17 protein-coding genes and 1 pseudogene are annotated in these 20788 nt (G+C 63.3%); 8 read left to right on the top strand and 10 right to left on the bottom strand.

What is annotated here, in order from left to right:
- Window positions 1–193: 193 nt before the first annotated feature.
- Window positions 194–1072: a 3-hydroxybutyryl-CoA dehydrogenase gene (locus tag AC0L2C_RS28420; RefSeq protein WP_023797239.1), complete on the top strand. Its 879-nt coding sequence runs from the start codon at window positions 194–196 to the stop codon at window positions 1070–1072.
- A gap of 376 nt (window positions 1073–1448) precedes the next feature.
- Here AC0L2C_RS28420 and AC0L2C_RS28415 read toward each other — a convergent pair whose 3' ends face one another.
- The 3 genes from AC0L2C_RS28415 to AC0L2C_RS28405 all read right to left on the bottom strand — a co-directional run bounded on the left by AC0L2C_RS28415 (window position 1449) and on the right by AC0L2C_RS28405 (window position 6016).
- Complete coding sequence (locus AC0L2C_RS28415) at window positions 1449–3656, bottom strand: BTAD domain-containing putative transcriptional regulator (protein WP_473524973.1); 2208 nt, start codon at window positions 3654–3656, stop codon at window positions 1449–1451.
- Between the two features lie 287 nt (window positions 3657–3943).
- On the bottom strand, window positions 3944–4429 hold the full coding sequence (locus tag AC0L2C_RS28410; RefSeq protein ID WP_473524972.1) for a hypothetical protein: 486 nt from the start codon (window positions 4427–4429) through the stop codon (window positions 3944–3946).
- Between the two features lie 33 nt (window positions 4430–4462).
- Window positions 4463–6016: a peroxidase family protein gene (locus tag AC0L2C_RS28405; RefSeq protein WP_473524971.1), complete on the bottom strand. Its 1554-nt coding sequence runs from the start codon at window positions 6014–6016 to the stop codon at window positions 4463–4465.
- Between the two features lie 144 nt (window positions 6017–6160).
- On the opposite strand from AC0L2C_RS28405, the gene AC0L2C_RS28400 reads away from it, so the two are divergent.
- Window positions 6161–7465, top strand: coding sequence for a YcaO-like family protein (locus tag AC0L2C_RS28400; RefSeq protein WP_473524974.1), 1305 nt, complete (start codon window positions 6161–6163; stop codon window positions 7463–7465).
- A gap of 80 nt (window positions 7466–7545) precedes the next feature.
- Window positions 7546–8322, top strand: coding sequence for a transporter substrate-binding domain-containing protein (locus AC0L2C_RS28395; protein ID WP_287329135.1), 777 nt, complete (start codon window positions 7546–7548; stop codon window positions 8320–8322).
- Window positions 8323–8612: 290 nt separating this feature from the next.
- Here the strand turns inward: AC0L2C_RS28395 and AC0L2C_RS28390 are convergent, their stop codons facing one another.
- On the bottom strand, window positions 8613–9251 hold the full coding sequence (locus AC0L2C_RS28390) for an NrsF family protein (RefSeq protein ID WP_473524970.1): 639 nt from the start codon (window positions 9249–9251) through the stop codon (window positions 8613–8615).
- Window position 9252: 1 nt separating this feature from the next.
- Entirely contained in the window at window positions 9253–9822 is a 570-nt protein-coding gene (locus AC0L2C_RS28385; RefSeq protein ID WP_128181679.1) for a sigma-70 family RNA polymerase sigma factor, read from the bottom strand.
- A 206-nt stretch (window positions 9823–10028) separates the two neighbouring features.
- On the opposite strand from AC0L2C_RS28385, the gene AC0L2C_RS28380 reads away from it, so the two are divergent.
- The 3 genes from AC0L2C_RS28380 to AC0L2C_RS28370 all read left to right on the top strand — a co-directional run bounded on the left by AC0L2C_RS28380 (window position 10029) and on the right by AC0L2C_RS28370 (window position 13877).
- Entirely contained in the window at window positions 10029–11036 is a 1008-nt protein-coding gene (locus tag AC0L2C_RS28380) for an iron ABC transporter substrate-binding protein (RefSeq protein ID WP_473524969.1), read from the top strand.
- A gap of 175 nt (window positions 11037–11211) precedes the next feature.
- Complete coding sequence (locus AC0L2C_RS28375) at window positions 11212–12798, top strand: ABC transporter permease (RefSeq protein ID WP_473524968.1); 1587 nt, start codon at window positions 11212–11214, stop codon at window positions 12796–12798.
- Window positions 12795–13877 (top strand): ABC transporter ATP-binding protein, encoded by a 1083-nt coding sequence (locus AC0L2C_RS28370; protein ID WP_287066248.1) that lies wholly within the window; start codon window positions 12795–12797, stop codon window positions 13875–13877. The genes AC0L2C_RS28375 and AC0L2C_RS28370 overlap by 4 nt, the downstream gene beginning before the upstream one ends.
- A gap of 39 nt (window positions 13878–13916) precedes the next feature.
- Here the strand turns inward: AC0L2C_RS28370 and AC0L2C_RS28365 are convergent, their stop codons facing one another.
- The 5 genes and pseudogenes from AC0L2C_RS28365 to tlpA all read right to left on the bottom strand — a co-directional run bounded on the left by AC0L2C_RS28365 (window position 13917) and on the right by tlpA (window position 19049).
- Complete coding sequence (locus AC0L2C_RS28365; RefSeq protein WP_473524967.1) at window positions 13917–14984, bottom strand: sn-glycerol-3-phosphate import ATP-binding protein UgpC; 1068 nt, start codon at window positions 14982–14984, stop codon at window positions 13917–13919.
- Window positions 14985–14991: 7 nt separating this feature from the next.
- Complete coding sequence (gene ugpE, locus AC0L2C_RS28360) at window positions 14992–15840, bottom strand: sn-glycerol-3-phosphate ABC transporter permease UgpE (protein ID WP_023797226.1); 849 nt, start codon at window positions 15838–15840, stop codon at window positions 14992–14994.
- Window positions 15841–15848: 8 nt separating this feature from the next.
- A pseudogene (ugpA, locus tag AC0L2C_RS28355) lies at window positions 15849–16735 on the bottom strand (sn-glycerol-3-phosphate ABC transporter permease UgpA).
- A gap of 85 nt (window positions 16736–16820) precedes the next feature.
- On the bottom strand, window positions 16821–18131 hold the full coding sequence (ugpB, locus tag AC0L2C_RS28350) for a sn-glycerol-3-phosphate ABC transporter substrate-binding protein UgpB (RefSeq protein WP_027153376.1): 1311 nt from the start codon (window positions 18129–18131) through the stop codon (window positions 16821–16823).
- 231 nt (window positions 18132–18362) lie between these two features.
- Window positions 18363–19049 carry a thiol:disulfide interchange protein TlpA gene (gene tlpA / locus AC0L2C_RS28345; RefSeq protein WP_473524966.1) on the bottom strand — a complete coding sequence of 229 codons (687 nt, stop codon included), beginning with the start codon at window positions 19047–19049 and terminating at the stop codon, window positions 18363–18365.
- A 34-nt stretch (window positions 19050–19083) separates the two neighbouring features.
- Here tlpA and argH point away from each other — a divergent pair, with 34 nt between their 5' ends.
- Window positions 19084–20484 (top strand): argininosuccinate lyase, encoded by a 1401-nt coding sequence (gene argH, locus AC0L2C_RS28340; protein ID WP_287175589.1) that lies wholly within the window; start codon window positions 19084–19086, stop codon window positions 20482–20484.
- Between the two features lie 68 nt (window positions 20485–20552).
- Entirely contained in the window at window positions 20553–20759 is a 207-nt protein-coding gene (locus AC0L2C_RS28335) for a hypothetical protein (RefSeq protein WP_023797221.1), read from the top strand.
- The last annotated feature ends 29 nt before the right edge of the window (window positions 20760–20788 follow it).

Here is a 20788-nt window from a genome sequence, read left to right as displayed (position 1 = left end):
GATCTTCCAGGTCGCCGACTACGGCCTCGTCGGCGACCTTTTCGTCATTCTGCCGGAACTGCAAAAGGCGCTTTGACGCCTTCTGCCAAAGCGTATTAAATTGTGAAGGGCGGGGTAGACGAAGTCGCCCCGCCCTTTTAGTTTGCACCGCACAAAAAGCAGGCCGCAAAGGCCATTTGACGGGATCGGTGTAATGAACAAGATCGAGACGATCGGCATCATCGGGGCGGGCCAGATGGGCGGCGGCATCGCCCATGTGTCCGCGCTGGCGGGCTACAAGGTGCTGGTTTACGACATCTCGCCCGAGCGCATCGAAAAGGGCATCGCCACGATCAGCGGCAACATGGCCCGCCAGGTCGGCTCCGGCAAGCTCGAGGAAAAGCTGCGCAACGAGGCGATGGCGCGCATTTCGTCAGCACCGACCATGGCCGACCTTGCCGGTGCCGATCTGGTGATCGAGGCAGCGACCGAGGACGAGACGGTCAAGCGCAAGATCTACGCCCAGCTCTGTCCGCAGCTCAATCCGGAAGCCATCCTGGCGACGAACACCTCGTCGATCTCGATCACACGTCTCGCCGCGCAGACCGACAGGCCGGAGCGTTTCATCGGCATCCATTTCATGAATCCGGTTCCGGTGATGAAGCTGGTCGAACTGGTGCGCGGCATTGCCACCGAGGACCAGACCTTCGAAGCGGCAAAGGCCTATGTGAACCATCTCGAGAAGACGATCACCGTCTCGGAGGATTTTCCGGCCTTCATCGTCAACCGCATCCTGCTGCCGATGATCAACGAGGCGATCTACACGCTCTATGAAGGGGTCGGCTCGGTCGACGCGATCGACACCGCCATGCGGCTCGGCGCCAACCACCCGATGGGACCGCTGCAGCTTGCCGACTTCATCGGCCTCGACACCTGCCTGTCGATCATGCAGGTGCTGCATGACGGCCTGTCGGATTCGAAATACCGCCCCTGCCCGCTGCTGGTGAAATATGTCGAGGCCGGCTGGCTCGGCCGCAAGACCGGGCGCGGCTTCTACGACTATCGCGGCGAGCATCCCGTTCCGACGCGCTAACCGGCGATACGAGCCAACGGACATCGCACGCGGTCGCGCTGAGTGAAGTGAAGGCCATGCGGCTGTTCCGTCGACAGCTTCGTGGCCGCGGGTCGAAGACCGGATCAGGCCGATCCTTGCCCGTTTGCTCGCCGACCGCCGAAGCCCGATGGCTGGAACGTTGCCGTTTGAGCCGGATGCCGAACAGCTTGGTTGCGCCATGACCAGTCGTCCCAAGACACGAGCCCGAACAGCCGGATTTCCCTCGGATAGTAGACATTGCTGTCTTATCCTACATGTCACGATACCGCTGGCGGACGCCGCAACGCTTGCGGCCTCGCGGGATGCGGTCCGATAATCTGGTAGCCGGCCGATGGTTTCTAGACACCTGGTTTTGCTAGCTTACTGGAAGGCCGGCCAGCTTCAGCCCGTCCTCCAGTCGCCGGCGTGTCTCAGTTTCCTTGATCGGAGGTCCGCGCATAATCCAATCGACGATCTCGCGGTCGTCAGGAGGTTCGCCTGTCCACTGTGCCCGCGCCCCGGCAAGGAAGTCGTTGGCCGCGCGGTGCGCTCCCTCCTCGTCTCCTATGAGCGCCAGAGCCGCCGCTTTCCATACGAGCGTGTCGTGCATGCTGTCGGCTCCCATGGTTGCGGCTGCGACGGCACCCGAATAGTCGCCGATGATGAACCGGATCCCGGTGAGGTACTCCCATTGGTAAGGGGTGACGAATGGGGTCAGGCTCAGCGCAAGACGCGCCAGTTCCCTGGCTCGCTCCGCGTGACCGATGAAAGCGAATCCGTGCGCGCACGAGAGCAGCGTCTTTGGATTGTTCGGATTCAGGTCGAAGGCGAGATCGTAGTGGATGTCCGCCTGCTCGTACCTCTCCGCCATCAGGTACGACCATGCGAGCGTCAGGTGTGCACGGGTCTCCAGCGGGTCGATCTGGGCGGCTTTCTGCGCCAGCCTGAGCGCCTCGGTTTCGAGCGCCAGGTCGCGACGGAAGCCCGCAACGATCAGGTGACGTACGTTGTAGATGCTGGCGAGGCTGGAATAGGCGGGAGCGAAGCGCGGCATCTGCTGGATGACCGACTTGAAGAGACGCTCGGCCTCGAGTTCCGCTTCCGGCTGCCAGAGGGTAAGCAGGTTCTCTCCGCGCAGCCAGTCGTCGTACGCCGAGAGCGAGACATCGCGCCTGCCTGGGTGCCCGGCCGCTCGTTCCGCGGAAAGGTAGATGTCGAGCACGGCCGCCGTCTTGCGTGCGATCCCGCTGGAAACGGTTCCCCACTCCTGCAGCTGGAGCGGATACCGTTCGCTCCAGACGACGCGTTCGTTCGCTGCGTCCACAAGGGTAAGCCGTACGGTCTCCTCCGAAGGCGACGGCTGCATGCGGGTCTCCAGCCGGTAGTCGATCTGAGTGTTGGGACCCACGTCCGGCAGCCGCTGTCCATTCTGCTCTTCGACGATCACCCAGTCGCGGAACTTAACTAGGCAGGAAATCACTTCCGCGCGAAACCCCGCAAGCAGATGCTCTTTGCCGTCTTTCCCTTCAGGCGGGACGAAGGGGCGTACCACGATGACGGGAAGTCGCCCCTCGAGCGCGGGCGCGTCGGATTTTTCGGCAGTCTTGTCGGCCGGCGGTGGTCGGCCCGCCCGTATCAGTTGGATCGTCTTTTGGGTCTCAGTGGAGGGTTCGATGCTGAAGTCTCTCGCCAGGACCTCCCGCAGCGACTGGTAAACGCGGATCGCTGCCGCTGTCTTGCCTTCGGCCGCGTAAAGTCTCATGAGCGCCCGCGCGGCAGGCTCATGCGTGGAGTCGATGGCGAGGAGCGCAATGGCGGCGTGCTTGCTCGACAGGCTGTCTCCCGACACGCGGCCGAGGCAGGTCTCGAGCTGTTCGATCAGGCGGTCCCGCCAGCGATGACGCGTCACCCTGAGCCATGATTCGAAGACCAAGTCGGTCCGTTCGAGGCCAGTCATGATCTGGTCCGGAGAGACCCGGCCTTCGAGGAGTTCCGGCCTGACAAATCCCTCGCTCAGCTGTTCGCTGACCGTCAGGAGGTCCACCTGCAGGGCAGACAGGATCATGCGGACGTCGCTCGGACTCGCACGGAAGGCTTCCGAACCCGCCTTCCGGAAAGCGTGCTGGACCTGCCGCACGACGGACCGATATTCTTGTTGGGCATGCTGGAGGTCCTGACTGCTCCATAGGAGACCTAGGATGCGGTCTTTCGCTTCCTTGTTGTGCTGACTGAGCACGAGATATCCGACCAGTGCTTGCGCCTTCATCGATTTCAGGGTGAGCTCGTTTCCTTCCGCGTCGGACAGCGACAGCCTTTCGATCAGCGACACCGAAATCTCGGCTGGCGCGATCTCCTGTCCTTGGGCGGGAGGTCCGTTGCTGGGGTGGACGCGGTAGGCGACGACGGGCTGCGGGATGTTCTTCAGGCTGCGCGGTCCGAGGCTGCCGTACGTAGCGGGCACGGCCTGCCGGACCTGTTCGAACACGGTCTGGGAAATGCAGATGCCGCCCGGCTCGGCCAGGTGTTCCAGTCGCGAAGCGACGTTGACGATGTGGCCGTAGACGTCGCCGCCACGGTGTTTCACCCAGCTGTTCCTGGGCGGCAAGTGCGTAGAGCACCGCCTCGGTCGCCGACGTGAATTCGACCATCGCGCCGTCGCCCGTCGTCTTCAGCTTTTCGCCGCCATGCGCGGGAGCGAGGTCGTGGAGAATGGCGAAGCAACGCTCCATGAAATCGAGCGTCGCCTGCTCATGGGCATGCACGTGCCTGGAATACTGCTCGGCGTCCGCGAAGAGGATCGCCCTCAATGCGGAAGGGGGCTCAGTAGTCATCGCCGATCCCTTCCGCCGTCATGCCGCTGTCAGACCGACGTCAACGGCATTTCGTCAGCATCATCACGCCGAACATGAACTTGCGGGCGTTCTTGGCCGCGGCGTCCGAGGTCTGTCCCGGGAGATTTGATCCTGACCTGATCATGAGGAACTTGTCGATGTAGTCGTCAATGTAGTTGAGGTCTCCGACCTGCAGGTCCTCTTCGGGAAGGGAGACCGTTACCTTGCTGAAGCCTTTCCGTCCTGTCTTGCGGGTGTCGAGCTGGGCGCGAATCCGGCAGTTCTTGGGGGTAACGTCTTCCGGCTGGTCCTGGTCGTCCTGCTGCCTGAGCTTGCCCCCTCCGCTGTTCGCATGCTTGCGCAGCTTCCTCGTTCTGGCTTTCGTGAACCTTGGGTCGTCGTCTTCTCCCGCGAAGTCGTCCAGACCGTCCGGATCAAGTATGAGGTTGTCGACGACGGCGATGTAGCCTGCCTCATTGATGCTCCCGTCCGCCGGGTTGACGATCTTCAGGCTGTTGGTAGGCATGTATTCCCCTCCTTGGCTTGCAGAAAAAGCTGTTCAGGCAGGCGCTACGGCGAGGCCGAGGGCATACGCGATCAGGTCAGTCATCTTGAAGTTCTTTTCGCGAAACGGCAGGCATGGGGTCCAGCGTGGATTTGCCGTAAGCGAGTCATTCCCGGTAGCCTCGATCGCGGCGTGAATGGTTTCCGCGACAAGCCTGCTGCCGAACGGCCCCAGCCGCTCCCCCCTGCCATTGAGCTCCGCTTCCCTCAGGACGTAGAACCAGATTGGTGTCATTCCGGCGAGTTCCGGATGCCTGCCGAAGACCGTGGAAGTGGGCGATTCCTCTCCGGCCAGTTCGTCCGGAGTGAGCTTTTCAATGCGCAGCTCTTCCGGCATGCAGCAGTTGATACATTCGATCGCTGTCTGTGCGCTCGCCATCATGAAGTCGAGCTGGCGGCGAAGCGTTTCCCGGGCGATGTTGAAGGTCGCCCTGTCGTCCGGAACCTTCTTGCCTGATGGCGTGACACGGAGGTGCTCGGGCAGGCTGCCCATCGTCGGCGCGATCCTCGGGCTGATCAGGTTGGCGTCGACTGGCGGGCGGGCTGTCGCGCCGAGAAGCGGACTGAAGTCGAAGAATCGCTGCCAGTCGATGACCCAGTCACGTGGCAGGTGCAGCAGGCGCGCGTCTCCGGGATAGCTGTTCTGGTGAGAGAGCGTGACCAGCGTGATCAGGTCGGCTGGCCTTCCTTCGTGGTGCGTGGCATTCCATTCATAGCTCTCCCGGACCATCGTGTGGCCGAAGCGCGCGGCGGCCGCAGCGAACTCTATCGGGATCACGAACGGATTCCGGTCGGTGACCCGATCGGGGTGGATTATCCGCCTCCTGTTCCCTATGACCACGTCTCCATAGACCACGGGGTCAATGAGCTTCTCGAGGAGGTCGTACAGGACGACGGACTGGACGTGCTGCCTGAAATCCCGTTTGGCCGCGTCTTCGTCGAAGCTACCGCCTCCGAAGCCGTTCTTCCTGGCCACCGCGTTGTAGAACTTGAGGAACGCGACATGCATCTGAGCCAGCTGCAGGAATGCTTCGTTCCTCGTATCCGGGATGAGAGGAGACCCTGTGGGAAAGGAATTGCCTTCCTTTCGGGGCACGTCATCTGGAAGCGGCAGCTCCTTCGAGCCGTAGCCGGCGAGCGTCAGGCCCACTCTCAGCACGTCCATCGACCCGGGACAGCCGGGTTCCGGGTCAGCGAACCGGTTGCCGAGGACGCTGTCCATGTCCAGCGCGGCTGAGGCTTTGTTTTGTTCCTTTTCGCCGTTGGGCGACAGCCATGTCAGGTCATGGATGATAAACTGCGCCAGGTAGGTGTATCCGGCAGGAACGCGGCCGGTAGCTGCGCCCTGCGCGTCGACCATGCTAGCCGCGAGATCGTCCACCGCCCGCGTGCCGGGCAGGTTCTTCACGGGCTGGATGCCGAAGCGATACTCGTAAAGGGGAACTGAGGCGGCCTCGTCAGCCGTAAGGTCCGACAGGGGAGGGCGGTTCATTCCATCGTCGCCGACGGACCGGTATTCCACCTTTCCGTCGATCAGCAGCGCATACATCACCCTCGCGTGACCCGAAGACATCGATCATCTCCAAGCAGAGCGCTGTCCGTCGCAGTATTTTAATGGAGCAGTCCGACCTGGCATTATGTCTGTGAGTTGTTTTATGAATTGCTCCACAAGATATTTCTAATAGTGCATAACATGAGGGCGGCGGTTGCGCTAGCCGGCGGAGCCGCATTTCGGTGTCGTGCAATGTCCTTGGGGCCGTCAGCTTTATCCCGGGTAGCCGGGCTCTTCGAGGTGGCAATGTTTAGCGGACCCGTCGAGGCGGTCCGGCTGGCTGCCGCCCTGCCGCGTCCTTCGCGGGGTGGTCCTGTCGACTGGCTCCCTTGGGCGGCGTGGCCCGAGGCTGGCAGGATGGCTTCCGGAAGGGGGCTAACCGATGAGCAGGCACGCGCAAGCTGCCTTGGCGAAGCCGCCGAGCTGGCAAGTGCCTGCTTCCGGGGCAGCGAGGCGCTCCTGCGCGCGTCTTGGCGGGAGGTTGACGGCCAGGCAGTCCACCCGGCTTCTCTGGTGCTGGCTAGCGAAGCTCAGCTCCGGAGCCGCGACAAGTGGAATGCCGTGCACGGCGCTTTCGACTGGCTGCCTGCCAGGTTCGACGAAACGCTGCCAGTCGACTGGGTCGAAGCCACGTCGCCAGACGGGTCAGACCGCGCGCTGGTTCCTGCTGCGTGCGTCTACATCGGATACTTCGAACAGGAAGACGAAAAAGCCTTCGCGATTGCCGACAGCAGTGGGTGCGCTGCAGGCGCCACCATGGAGGGCGCTTCCGTTTCCGCCTTCCTGGAGCTTGTCGAGCGCGACGCGGTGTCTATCTGGTGGTACGGCGGTCACGCGCGTCCGGCGTTGAGTCCCGGCGCCGTTGGAGGAACGGAGGACCTTGTGGCTGTGCTCAAGGCGCGCGCCCGCACCCTCCACCTTCTGGATTTGACGACTGACCTCGGAATCCCCGTATGCGCGGCCGTCTCAGCAGAACCGGGAGGAGATGCTGTCGCCGTCGGCACCGCCGCACACTTCGATGTCGGCCGGGCCGCCGCTGCCGCGCTGACCGAAATGCTGCAGGCCGAGTTCTCGATCGCCTTGCGGACAAGGGTGGCACCGCTGGATGACGGGGACGCGTTCGGCTTCTGGCTCCGGCGCGTGTCGTTCCCTTCGATGCCATACCTCCTGCCATCGGGCAAAAGTCTCCGGCCCGCCGGTCCTGCGGGCGAGCCAACTGTCTCCGAATGTATCAGAGTATGCCGCGAGGCGGGCCTGCGGTTCCTTGCCGTAGACCTTACGCGGCCGGAGATCGGCGTTCCCGTCGTCCGCGCCATCGTGCCCGGCATGCGGCCGCTGCGCCGCCGCCTGGCGGCTGGACGGCTGTTCGACGTCCCAGTGAGGTTGGGTTGGCAGGAGAGGCGGATGTCAGCCGCAGAAATGAATCTGGTCCCGATGACCGCATAAGGAAAGACGGTAAAAAAACTCTCGCAAAATCTACCAGACTGGGAGAGTATTCGCATCCGCTAAAACAAGTGGAGAGGGAAATGAAGGAGACCGGCGCGGCAGCAGTTCTAGCCTTGGTTCTCGCGTTCGGCGGCGCGGCACATGCCGACACCGTCCGGGTGGGTTTCACTCCGGAACCTTACCCGCCCTTTTTCTCACCCGATGCGACAGGCAAATGGGGCGGATGGGAACTCGAGATCGTCGACGCGCTCTGCGTGGAGGCTAGGCTCGACTGCGTTCTCACTCCGACCGCGTGGGATGGCATCATCCTCGCCCTGACGGTCGGGAAGATCGACATGATCGCCGCGTCCATGTCGATCACCGAGGAGCGGATGAAAACGATCGATTTCTCCGACCGCTACTACAAGAGCCCAGTTGTCGTGGTGGCAGCCAAGGGGACGGACATCGGAGCGACGGCGGAAACCCTCAAGGGCAAGATCCTCGGCGTCCAGGTGTCCAGCACCCACGAAGCCTACGCGCGGAAGCACTTCGCCACGGCCGTGGCCGAGATCAAGGGCTACCAGACGCAGGACGAGGCTTTCCAGGACCTCGTGGCGGGGCGGGTCGACGCCGTTCAGGTCGAAGCGATAGCCGCGGAGGGGTTTCTCGGTTCGGACCCCGGAAAGGCCTGCTGTGAGGTGAAGGGCAACGTCCCGGACGATCCGGAGTTGCTCGGGCTCGGAGCGGGCTTCGGCTTCCGGAAGGAAGACGACGCGCTCAGGGAAAAGGTCAACGCCGCCATCAAGGGCATCCGCGAAAACGGCAGGTACGGCGAGATCTCAAAGAAATACTTCACCTTCGACATCTACGGCGAGTGAGGAGCGTTAAGGCTGTGGTATCTGGCAGTTTGCGTTCCATCGGAATGTCCAGAAACCGCTGGTTTCTGGACATCTCAATCTGACCGCTCGGTAGTCGGCAGTGGGTCAAATCCGCTGGTTTCGGTGAAGGTCCGCTTCCGGGTGCAAATTTGAGCCGGGAATGTCCGACTAGGGTCAGGGCGTGAATTCGGCACGGGCGAACGAACTTCCGCAACGGGTCGAACCAGGTCGCTCAGAAATGAAATGCGTTTTGACGTTAGAGCATCTCGGTCTCCCATCGCGACCCGTCGCTACCAGCGCACGACTAGCCGCCCGCCGAGCGCGCCGAGCGCGGCGAGGATGGCAATCGCGATCGTATACCAGGTGGCGACGAAAAGCGGCGAATCGTCGAAGCAGTGTGCGGCATAGAAAGTTGCCGCCAGCCCGCCGGCGAGCAGGCCCGCCACGGCTCCGGCAAGCACCGGCCGCGTCGGCGCGCCATAGCGCAGCACCGCCAGGAAGACGGCAAGCGGACCGATGCCGATCAGCGGAATGAAGGTCAGGCAGATAACCATGTTGCTGCCGACCAGCCGCCTGCTCCAGTCGGCCGCAGGCACCAAACGGAGTTCCAGCCCCACCGCTACGGCCACCAGCAGCGGTGCAGCAATCATCCACGCCGCCGCCCTGCTCGTTGCTGCACCGGGTGTCGACAGGGCGCGGATCAAGGCGAAGGCGCTGACCGCCAGAGCCATCGTGAACACAAACTTGGCAACGAAACGCGTCGTATACATGGCGGTGGCGATGTCGGTACGTGGACCGATCGCCAGCCAGAAAACCGCCGCCGCGATCAGCGTAGCCGCACCTGCGCCTATCCACCAAGCCGAGCCAAGCGGCATCGCCGTGCTGCGGACATCGGCGTCGAGCGCCTTGATGAGATCGTCGGTCCTCATGTCATTCCCGCCTGAACTGTTTGGCCCGCCCGAATTGCTTGGCCCCGAACCGTTTGGCAATGGCGGCGAGACCGCGATGCAGCGACACGCGCACCGCCGTCTCGCTGATGCCGAACCTCACTGCCGTCTCGCCGATGGAACGGCCTTCGACCGACACCGACGAAACCACCGAACGCTGCGCCGGCGGCAGGCCATCCAGGGCCCGGGTGATGTCACGCCCGCTGACCGTCTCGGCCTCCGGTTCGGCGAAGGTCTCGGCGATCTCGTCGATCTCGATCTCGATGCGCCTGCCGCGCCGTCGAAAGGCGTCGATCAGCTTGAAGCGCGCGATGGCGTAGACCCAGGGCAGCACAGGTAAATCCTGTCGCCAGGTATGCCGCTTCACATGAATGGCCAGCAAGGTTTCCTGCACGACATCCTCGGGATCGACCCCGCCCTGAACGATCTTGCGCCTGATGAAGCCGCGAACGAGGGCAGCCGTCCGGCGCAGAAAGTCGGCGTAAGCCCTTTCATCTCCCGCGATCGCGGCCCGCATCAGCCGGGAAAGCTCGGCCTCGTCCTTGCCGGTCACAAGAGTTAACTCCCCAGTATTCGCGCCTCGGCCCGATTTGTTACGTGGCCGGCGAAATAATGTCCAAGCCAAAATATGGGAATATCGCGAAGGTTTCACCTCCGGCGGCCGATTGCGCAGCGCATCAATGTTGACTACACCGATCAGGAATTGATAGTGCAGCCATGCTAAATCAAAGACCATCGAGATCGTGCGGGATGACGTCCATGAAACATGCTCTTTCCGTCCTTGCCGGAGCCACAGCACTTGCAATCAGCCTGGTCGCCAGCCCGGTTATGGCCCAGGACAGCGGCATCGTCGTCTACAATGCCCAGCATGAGAGCCTGACCAATGCCTGGGTGGAAGGTTTCACCAAGGAAACCGGCATCAAGGTCACCGTTCGCCACGGCGGCGACAGCGATTTTTCCAACCAGATCGTTGCCGAAGGCGCCGCCTCGCCGGCCGACGTGTTCCTGACGGAAAACTCACCCGCCATGGTGCTGGTCGAGTCATCAGGCCTGTTCGCGCCGGTCGACGCCGACACGCTGGCGCAGATTCCCAAGGAGTACCAGCCGGCCAGCGGCAAGTGGGTGGGCATCGCCGCGCGCAGCACCGTCTTTGCTTACAACAAGACCAAACTGACCGCCGAGCAGTTGCCCAAGTCGCTGCTTGAACTCGCCGATCCGAGCTGGAAGGGACGCTGGGCCGCTTCGCCGTCCGGCGCCGATTTCCAAGCGATCGTCAGCGCGCTTTTGCAGCTTAGGGGTGAGGCCGCAACGGCCGACTGGCTGAAGGCGATGAAGGAGAATTTCACCGCCTACAAAGGCAACAGCACGGTGATGAAGGCGGTCAATGCCGGCGAGGTCGATGGCGGCGTGATCTATCACTATTATTACTACGGCGACCAGGCCAAGACCGGCGAGAACAGCAGCAATGTCGGGCTGCACTATTTCAAGAACCAGGACCCGGGCGCGTTCGTCTCGGTTTCCGGCGGGGGCGTGCTGGCCTCCAGCAAGCACCCGAAGGAAGCCCAGGCCTTCCTGAAATGGGTGACCGGCAAGGGTGGTCAGGACGTGCTGAAGACCGGCAATTCCTTCGAATATGCGGTCGGCAAGGGCGCGCAGTCCAATCCGGCGCTGGTGCCGCTGGCCGATCTGCATGCGCCGAAGGTCGATGCGACGACGCTGAACTCCAGGAAGGTGACCGACCTGATGACGGCAGCCGGCTTGCTTTAGTTCGCGTTCGTCCTAAAACGGCAGCCGACTGCGCTCCTGCGGGAATTCGCTTCCGCAGGAGCGCTCTGTTTTTCGAGGTGGCATTCGTCCATGACGACAAGCTGCATTTTTGGCCGTGTTTGCGGCTCTACGACCGTTTCCGCCACCGGGCGGCAACGGCTCGGCGTCTGAGCTGATGCTGCCTGCGGCCGACCTTGCACGTTCAGGCTTGCCGACCGGCATGGTGGCTGTGCATTGGAGGCGCCGGCGGCCGATATCCTGGATTTCGCTCGCCGCCATCCTGGTCTCACTTTTCTCGCTGCTGCCGCTCGCCTTCATCATCTGGATTGCCGTGCAGACCGGCTGGGACACGGTATCGGCACTGGTCTTCCGGCCGCGCGTCGGCGAGCTCCTGGTCAACACCTTGCTTTTGGTGGTGCTGGCGGTACCGATCTGCATCGTGCTCTCGGTGGCGCTGGCCTGGCTGACCGAACGCAGCAGCCTTCCCGGTGCACGCCTGTGGGCCTGGCTGTCGGTGGCGCCGCTCGCCATCCCGGCCTTCGTCCACAGCTACGCCTGGATTACCCTGGTGCCGGGACTGCACGGGCTGTGGGCCGGCGTCCTGGTTTCCGTCGTCGCCTATTTCCCGTTCCTCTATCTGCCGGTGGCGGCAGCCTTGCGCCGGCTCGATCCTGCTCTCGAAGATGCCGCGGCAGCCGTCGGCCTCGGGCCATGGCGCGTGTTCCGGCGGGTCGTGCTGCCGCAGCTCAGGCTCGCCATCTGCGGCGGCTCACTGCTGGTCGGCCTGCATCTCCTGGCCGAATACGGCCTCTACGTGTTCATCCGCTTCGATACCTTTACCACGGCGATCGTCGACCAGTTCCAGTCGACCTTCAACGGCCCCGCCGCCAACATGCTGGCTGCGGTGCTGGTGACATGCTGTTTGGTGCTGCTCGGGATCGAAGTGCTGGTGCGCGGCGAGGAGCGCTATGCCCGCGTCGGCTCGGGCGCCGCGCGCCAGCAGCAACGCACAAGGCTCGGCCGCGCCACCATCCCGTGCCTGGCTCTGCCGGTCGTCACCGCGCTGCTGGCGCTTGGCGTGCCGTTCGTCACCATCGGCCGCTGGCTTGTGGCCGGCGGCGCCGATGTCTGGCGCCTCGATGAGATCGGCCTGGCGCTCGGCCAGACCCTGTTCCTGGCGCTCGCCGGCGCCCTGCTCGCCACTATCGCCGCCATGCCGATGGCCTGGATCTCGATCCGCGCGCCGGGGCCGCTGCAGCGCCTTCTGGAGGGCTGCAACTACATCGTCGGCTCGCTGCCCGGCGTCGTCGTGGCGCTGGCGCTGGTCACCATCACGGTGCGCATCGCGCTGCCGCTCTATCAGACCCTGTTCACGATCCTCGTTGCCTATGCGCTGATGTTCTTGCCGCGCGCCCTGATCAGCCTGCGAGCGTCGATCGCGCAGGCGCCGGTCGAGCTCGAACGCGCCGCCGCCAGTCTCGGCCGGTCACCGCTCAGGGCGCTGTGGTCGACGACGATCCGCCTGTCGGCGCCGGGTGCCGCGGCGGGCATGGCGCTGGTGGCGCTCGGCATCATGAACGAATTGACCGCCACGCAGATGCTGGCGCCCAACGGCACCCGCACGCTGGCGATGGCATTCTGGGCCCACAGCGGCGAGATCGACTATGCGTCCGCCGCACCCTACGCGCTGATCATGGTGGCGATGTCGCTGCCGCTGACCTGGCTGCTCTACGTCCAGTCGAAGCGGATGGCCGGACGATGAGCTTCCTCGAACTCACCGATGTGCACAAGCACTACGGCCCGGTGGCCGCATTGGCCGGCGTCGACCTCAGCGTGGCCAGCGGCAACCGCACGGCGATCGTCGGGCCGTCCGGCTGCGGCAAGACGACCTTGCTGCGGCTGATCGCCGGCTTCGAAGCGCCGGACCAGGGTCGCATCGTGCTCGACGGCGAGGTGCTGGCCAATGGCGGCGCCGCCGTGCCGGCATATCGGCGCGGCATCGGCGTGGTGGCGCAGGACGGCGCCCTGTTCCCGCATCTGAGCATCGCCGCCAATATCGGTTTCGGCATGCGACATCACGAAAGCATGCGCACCGAGCGTATCGCCGAGCTCGCCTATATCGTCGGGCTCGACAAGGCGATCCTGAAACGGCGGCCGCACGAGCTCTCAGGCGGCCAGCAGCAGCGTGTGGCGCTGGCCCGCGCCATGGCCATGAAGCCGCGGCTGATGCTGCTCGACGAACCGTTCTCGGCGCTCGACACCGGCCTGCGCGCCTCGATGCGCAAGGCTGTGGCCGAGCTTCTGGAGGCCGCCGGCATCACCACGATCCTGGTCACGCACGACCAGGCCGAGGCGCTGTCCTTTGCCAGCCAGGTCGCGGTGATGCGCGACGGCAAATTCTCGCAGGTCGGCACGCCGCGCGAGCTTTATCTCAAGCCGAAGGACCGGATGGTCGCCGAATTCCTCGGCGACGCCATCATCTTGCCGGCCAAGATCGCGGACGGCTTCGCCAGCTCGCCGCTCGGCCGCATCGCCGTCGACAGCACCGAGCGGCGCGATCTCGCCCGCATCATGCTGCGGCCGGAACAGGTGCTGTTGAAACGAACATCGCGCGAAGGCATGTCGGGCACGCCGGACATGCTGTTCGGCGAAGTCACGGAGTCCGAATTCGCCGGCTCGATGTGCACCATCGCGGTGCGGCTCTTGAACAGTCCCGATCCGCCGGACGCAGCCGCGATCGGCAACACGCCACTGGTCCTGCGCAAGCCAGGCATGGACACACCGGTGGTTGGCGAGATCGTCCGACTGACGGTGTCGGGCAAGGCGCATGTGTTTGCCTGAACGCTCGGGTAGCGCGCCGATCAGGCCGACAGGCCGGCTTCAATCGACCCGCTTGCCGGCCTGATCGAACCAGTGCAGCTTTTCGGCAATGGCCACGACACGCAACTGGTCGCCGGGCTTTGCGGTGGCGCGCCCTGAGACGCGCACGATGATACGGCTGCCGGCTGCGGCGCAGTGAAGAAAGCTTTCGGCACCGACCGGCTCGACCGCTTCGACTGTCGCCGGCAGGACGAGCGCACCGGGCAGCGCCTCCGCATTGAAGGTGACGTCGGCATCTTCAGGGCGAAACCCCAGCGTCACGGCTTGTGTTCCGGGAGCCGCAAGGCCAATCGCGGTTCCGTCAGCCAGCATCGGGCCTGAGGAACTTCCGGTCAGCGCCAGAAGATTCATCGGCGGCGCGCCGATGAAGGAAGCGACGAAGATCGACGCCGGCTTTTCGTAGATGTCGAGCGGCGCGCCCGTTTGCTCGACCAGCCCGGCGTTCATGACAACAAGGATGTCGGCCAGCGTCATCGCCTCGAGCTGGTCGTGAGTGACATAGACCGAGGTGACGCCGAGCGTGCGCTGCAAGTTCTTGATCTCGACCCGCATCTGCCCGCGCAATTTGGCATCGAGATTGCTGAGCGGCTCGTCGAACAGGAAGACTTTCGGATTGCGCACGATGGCGCGGCCCATGGCGACACGCTGGCGCTGGCCGCCGGAAAGTTCGCGCGGCCGCCGGTCGAGCAGCGCCGAAAGCTCCAGCACCTTGGCGGTCGAACGCACCCTGCTGTCGATCTCGTCCTTCGGCGTGCCGCGATTGCGCAGGCCATAGGCCATGTTGTCATAGACTTTCATATGCGGGTAAAGCGCGTAGTTCTGGAACACCATGGCGATGTCGCGCTCGGTCGGGCCGATGGCGTTGACCACCTTGCCGTCGATGGCGACCGTACCGGCGGAAATGGTCTCCAAACCGGCGATCATCCTCAGCAGCGTGGACTTGCCGCAACCGGAGGGGCCGACCAGCACGCAAAGCTCCTTGTCGGGAATGGCGATGGAGACCCCCTTCACGGCTTCGACGCCGCTGGGATAGACCTTCTTCACGTCCTTCAGATCGACGGTCGCCATCAGCTTCTCACTTTTCGGATTCGACCAGGCCGCGCACGAACCAGCGTTGCATCAGCACCACCACCAGGATCGGCGGCACGATGGCCAGCATCGCCGTGACCATGACCAGGTGCCATTCGGTATCGGCATCGGCGAAGGAAACCATCTTTCTCAACGCGATGACGATGGTGTTCATGTCGTTGCTGTTGGTGACCAGCAGCGGCCAAAGATACTGCGTCCAGCCGTAGATGAAGAGGATCACGAACAGCGCCGCGATGTTGGTGCGCGACAATGGCAACAGGATATCGAAGAAGAAGCGCCATGGCCCGGCGCCGTCGACGCGCGCCGCCTCGACCAATTCGCCCGGTATGGTCATGAAGAACTGGCGGAACAGCAGCGTCGCGGTGGCCGAGGCGATCAGCGGGATGATCAGGCCGGCATAGGTGTCGATCATGCCGAGATCGACCATCACCTTGTAGGTCGGCAGGATGCGCACCTCGACGGGAAGCATCAAGGTGATGAAGATCAGCCAGAAGAAGGTCATGCGCAGGGGAAAGCGGAAGAAAACGATCGCATAGGCCGACAAGATCGAGATGCAGATCTTTCCCACCGCAACACCGAGCGCCATGATCGTTGTGTTGAGGAGCAGTTGGCCGACGCTGACACCGCCGATGCGGCCAATGCCGCCGAACAGCGCCTCGCTGTAGTTGTTCCACAGCTGGCCGCCGGGCAAGAGCGGCAGCGGCGGCCTGAGGATGGTTTGCAGCGTGTGTGTCGAGGCAACGAACGTGTAGTAGATCGGGAAAGCCACGATCAATATGCCGAGGATCAGCACGGCATGGGCGATGAAAGTGCGGAGCGGGGACTGGCCGATCATCGCTGCCCTCAACCGTAATGGACTTTGCGTTCGACGTAGCGGAACTGGATGGCGGTGAGCGCAATGACGATCGCCATCAGGATGACTGACTGCGCCGCCGAGTCGCCCAGGATCAGATTGACGAAGCCGTCATTGTAGACCTTGTAGACCAGCGTCTCGGTCGCCTTGCCCGGCCCGCCGCCGGTGACGGCATGAACGATGCCGAACGTATCGAACAGGGCGTAGACGGTGTTGACGACCAGCAGGAAAAAGGTGGTCGGCGCGAGCAGCGGGAAGACGATGGTCCAGAAGCGCTTGGTCTCGCCGGCGCCGTCCATGGCCGCCGCCTCGATCAGCGTTTTCGGCACTGCCTGCAGACCGGCGACGAAGAACAGGAAATTGTAGCTGATCTGCTTCCAGGCAGCCGCCGACACAAGCAGGATCATGGCGTGGGTTCCGTTGAGCAGCGGATCCCATGCGATGCCGAGGCTTCTCAGCAGATACGCTAACGAGCCGATCGAAGGATTGAACAGAAACAGCCACAGCATGCCGGCAATCGCCGGCGCCACGGCATAGGGCCATATATCAAAAGCGTGCGGTAGAGGCCTTTGCCGCGCACCGCCTTCTCGGCCATGACCGCAAGCAGCAGGGCCACGCACATCGCGACGATCGCGGTCGCAAGCGAGAACACCACGGTGACCTTGATCGAATTGAGGTAGGCAGGATCGGCCAGCACCTTGCGGAAATTGGCAAACCAGACGAACCTGGTCCTCAGCCCGAACGGATCCTGTCTGAGCATCGACTGGTAAAGCGCCTGACCGGCCGGCCAGTAGAAGAAAACCAGTGTTATGGCGAGTTGTGGCGCCACCAGCAGGTAGGGCAGGATCTTGTTGGGAAAGACGACGCGGGGAGACAGGCTGATTTCCTTCGCTATCTCGGGAGACGCCCACGCGAGCTTCGCGTGGGCGATATTCAAACAGACACCAACCGAGATAAACTCGTCAGTTCTCCAGCGCTTCCTTGATTGCGGCGTTGCCGCGCGTGACCGCGTTGTCGAGCGCCTGCTGAGCGGTTTGCTGGCCGGCCAGCATCTTCTCGAACTCCTCGTTCTGGATATCGCGCACCTGCGGCAGGTTCGGCAGGCGCACGCCCTTCGAGTTGTCGGTCGGCGCCTTGCCCGTCATTTGCAGGATGGGTGTCTCACGGCCGGGGTTCTTGTCATAGAAGCCCGATTTCTTGGTCGCCTCGTAGGCAGCGAGCGTCACCGGCAGGTATCCCGACTTCTGGTGCAGATATTCCTGCACATCGGTCTTGGACAGGTAGGCGAAGAACGCCGCAACGCCCTTGTATTGCTCGTCCGACTTGGCGCCGAACACCCACAGGCTGGCGCCGCCCGGCGTGGTGTTCTGCGGTGCGCCCTTGGCGTCGCTGTCGTAGGGAAGCTGGCCGATGCCATAGTTCATGCCGGACTTGACGATGTCGCCGAGGCCGCCCGACGATTCGGTGAAGATGCCGCATTCGCCGGCGAGGAAGATCTGCTTGGCTTCGGAGGTGCGCCCGCCATATTTGAAGGTGCCGTCCTTGGCGAGATCCGCGAGCGCCTGGAAGTGGTTGACGAAAATCGGCGCGTTGATCTTGAGTTCGACATCACCGCCGGCCAGGCCGTTCTGCTGGGTCGCCCACGACACATCATTCCACGCCGCGAAATTCTCCAGATGGATCCAGGTCAGCCAGGTCGAGGTATAGCCACAAGGGGCGGCGCCGCTCGTCTTGATCTTCTTGGCGGCTTCCCATACCTCGTTCCAGGTCTTCGGCGGATTGTTCACGTCGAGGCCGGCCTTCTGGAAGATATCCTTGTTGTAGTAGAGGATCGGCGAGGAGGAGTTGTAGGGAAAGGACAGCATGGTGCCGTCCGGCTTCGAATAATAGCCGACGATACCGGGCAGGTACTGGCTCTTGTCGAAGGTCATCCCGGCACCGGTCATCACCTCGGCCACCGGCTTGATCGCGCCCTCGGCCGCCATCATCACGCCGGTGCCGACGTCGAACACCTGGAGGATGTCGGGCGCCTGGCCGGCGCGGAAAGCGGCGATGCCGGCATTCAGCGTCTCCGGATAGGTGCCCTTGAACACCGGAACCAGTTCATAGTCGCTCTGGCTGGCGTTGAAATCCTTGGAGATCTTGCCGACGACCTCGGCGTTGGCGCCGGTCATGGCGTGCCACCAGCTGATCTGCGTGACGGCGAAGGCGGAGGTGGTGGAAAGCAGGGTCAAGGTGGCGGCGACACCGGCCGCGAAGCCGAAGAATTTCATGTTTCATCTCCCGTTTGTCATTGGCGAAAGGGGCACTCTCGCAAAGCCAATATGTGCCGCCCGTGACAATTGGACAACGGTTTTGTTGCGGACCGATGAACTTGATTTCCACTTAAAGTAGCGCACGCTTCCGAATAGGAGCCGGTGGAAAGGAATTGCCAAGCCGGCTTACGAACAAACCGGCAATAATCGCCGGCGCCTAAAAGCGCGTCGCACTTTGCGCGACATGAATTAGTCCGACTTGCCGAGCGCCGTCTCGACCAGCCGCTTGGCATCGCGGCTCGACCATTCGGCCGGGCCGTTCATGTGGGCAATCAGGCAGCCTTCACCGTCGATCAGCATGGTGACCGGCAGGCCGAGCGCCAGGCCGCGTGTCTTGAGATCGTTGAACAGCGCCATCGTCGAATCGCGGTAGTAGCCGAGCGCCTTGACGCCGGTCTCCTCGAGGAACTTCTTCGGCTTGCTGTCGTCGCCCGCATCGACATTGACCGCGACGACCTCGAAGGCATCGCTGCCCATTTCGTTCTGCAGCGCGTCGAGCGCCGGCATTTCGGCGCGGCAGGGCGCGCACCATGTCGCCCACAGATTGAGCAGCACCGTCTTGCCGGCATGGTCGGCGAGCGTCATCGGCTTGCCGTCGGGGCTGTTGAAGGCAAGGCCCTTCAGCGATTGCGGCGGATCGGCCGGCAAAAGTGCTGCAACCTGGCCGGTGGCAGCCGCCGCGACCGTCTTGGCGCGGTCGGCCTTGGCGGCGCAGGCGACATCGTCCTTGCTGTCGCCAGCCGCGACTTGAGCGGGGGCGTTGTTGCCAGAACCGCTTTCGCTGACATATACCGCGACCGCGCCGGCCAGCACGCCTGCCACCAAAGCGGCGAGGATGAGGCGCGGGGCCGGGAAAAATCGATTGCCGTCTGCCATTTTTTAAAACTGCTCCGGAGCACGGGTTATAGCGATGAGCGACAAGAAGGCCAGCAACCAGATGTGGGGCGGACGTTTTGCCTCGGGTCCGGCCGCGATCATGGAAGCGATCAACGCGTCGATCTCGTTCGACCGCAAACTCTACGCGCAGGACATCAGAGGCTCGATCGCCCACAGCGAGATGCTGGCGCAAACCGGCATTATTTCGGCGGCCGACCAAGAAAAAATCGCTCACGGGCTGAACACGATCCTGGCAGAGATCGAAGCCGGCACGTTCGAGTTCTCGACCAGGCTGGAAGACATCCACATGAATGTCGAGGCCCGCCTTGCCGAGCTGATCGGCCCGGCTGCCGGCCGCCTGCATACCGCCCGTTCGCGCAACGACCAGGTGGCGGTCGATCTCAGGCTATGGGTCAAGGACGAGTGCTTTCGCGTCGCCGAGGCGCTGAAGGGCCTGATCACGGCGTTCCTGGAGCGGGCCGAGGAGCATGCGGCAACGGTGATGCCGGGCTTCACCCACATGCAGGCGGCGCAGCCGGTAACCTTCGGCCATCACTGCATGGCCTATGTCGAGATGTTCTCGCGCGACCTGTCGCGTGTTCGCGACGCTATCGAACGGATGGACGAAAGCCCGCTCGGTGCGGCCGCGCTTGCCGGCACCAGCTTTCCGATCGACCGGCACCAGACGGCCAGGGCACTCGGCTTCCGTGAGCCGATGCGCAATTCCCTCGACAGCGTTTCGGACCGCGATTTCGCGCTCGAGTTTTTGGGGCTGGCGGCGATCTGCGCGACGCATCTGTCGCGGCTGGCCGAAGAAATCATCATCTGGTCGACGCCGCAATTCGGCTTCGTCAGGCTGTCGGACTCATTCTCCACCGGCTCCTCGATCATGCCGCAGAAGAAGAACCCCGACGCCGCCGAGCTGGTGCGCGGCAAGACCGGCCGCGTCACCGGCCATCTGGTCGGCCTGCTGACTGTCATGAAGGGCATGCCGCTGACCTACGGCAAGGACATGCAGGAAGACAAGGAATCCGTGTTCGACGTCGCTGAGACGCTCGACCTGATGCTGGCTGCGATGACCGGCATGGTGCGCGACATGACGGTGAATGCCGCCGCCATGAAGAAGGCCGCCGGGTCAGGCTATGCGACCGCGACCGATCTTGCCGACTGGCTGGTGCGTAGCCTCGGTCTGCCGTTCCGCGAGGCGCACCACGTCACCGGCCGCGCCGTGGCGCTGGCCGAAGAGAGGAAGATCGGGCTCGACAGGCTGCCACTGGAAGACTTGCAGTCCATTCACCCCGGCATCACGACGGACGTGTTTTCGGTGCTTGCCGTGCAAAACTCGGTGAAGAGCCGCACGAGCTTCGGCGGCACCGCGCCATCGGAAGTGAGGAAGCAGATCCGCTACTGGAAAAAGCGCATTGCCAGGGCGTGATGCCGGGGTGCAATGCCGGAAAAACTCGGCTAAAAAGCGGCGGGCAAAAGTTTCGGACGGATGGATCGATGACCGCAAGCAGGATTTTGGTGACGCTGACGCTGCTGGCGGCGCTGGCAACCGTAACGGCCTGCGGTAGGAAAGCCGGGCTCGATACGCCCTATGAGGCGGCCGTGCAGGCGCGCAAGGATGCCCAAAAGGCAGAGCAGCCCGTGCCGCCGGAGCCGGAAAAACCGGTCGAGGACAAAAAGTTCATTCTCGATCCGTTGATCTAGAGCCGATGAGATCGGCCGATCTCGTCGTG

This window comes from Mesorhizobium sp. WSM4845, from assembly GCF_055811455.1.
This window is presented reverse-complemented; position numbering and strand designations above follow the sequence as displayed.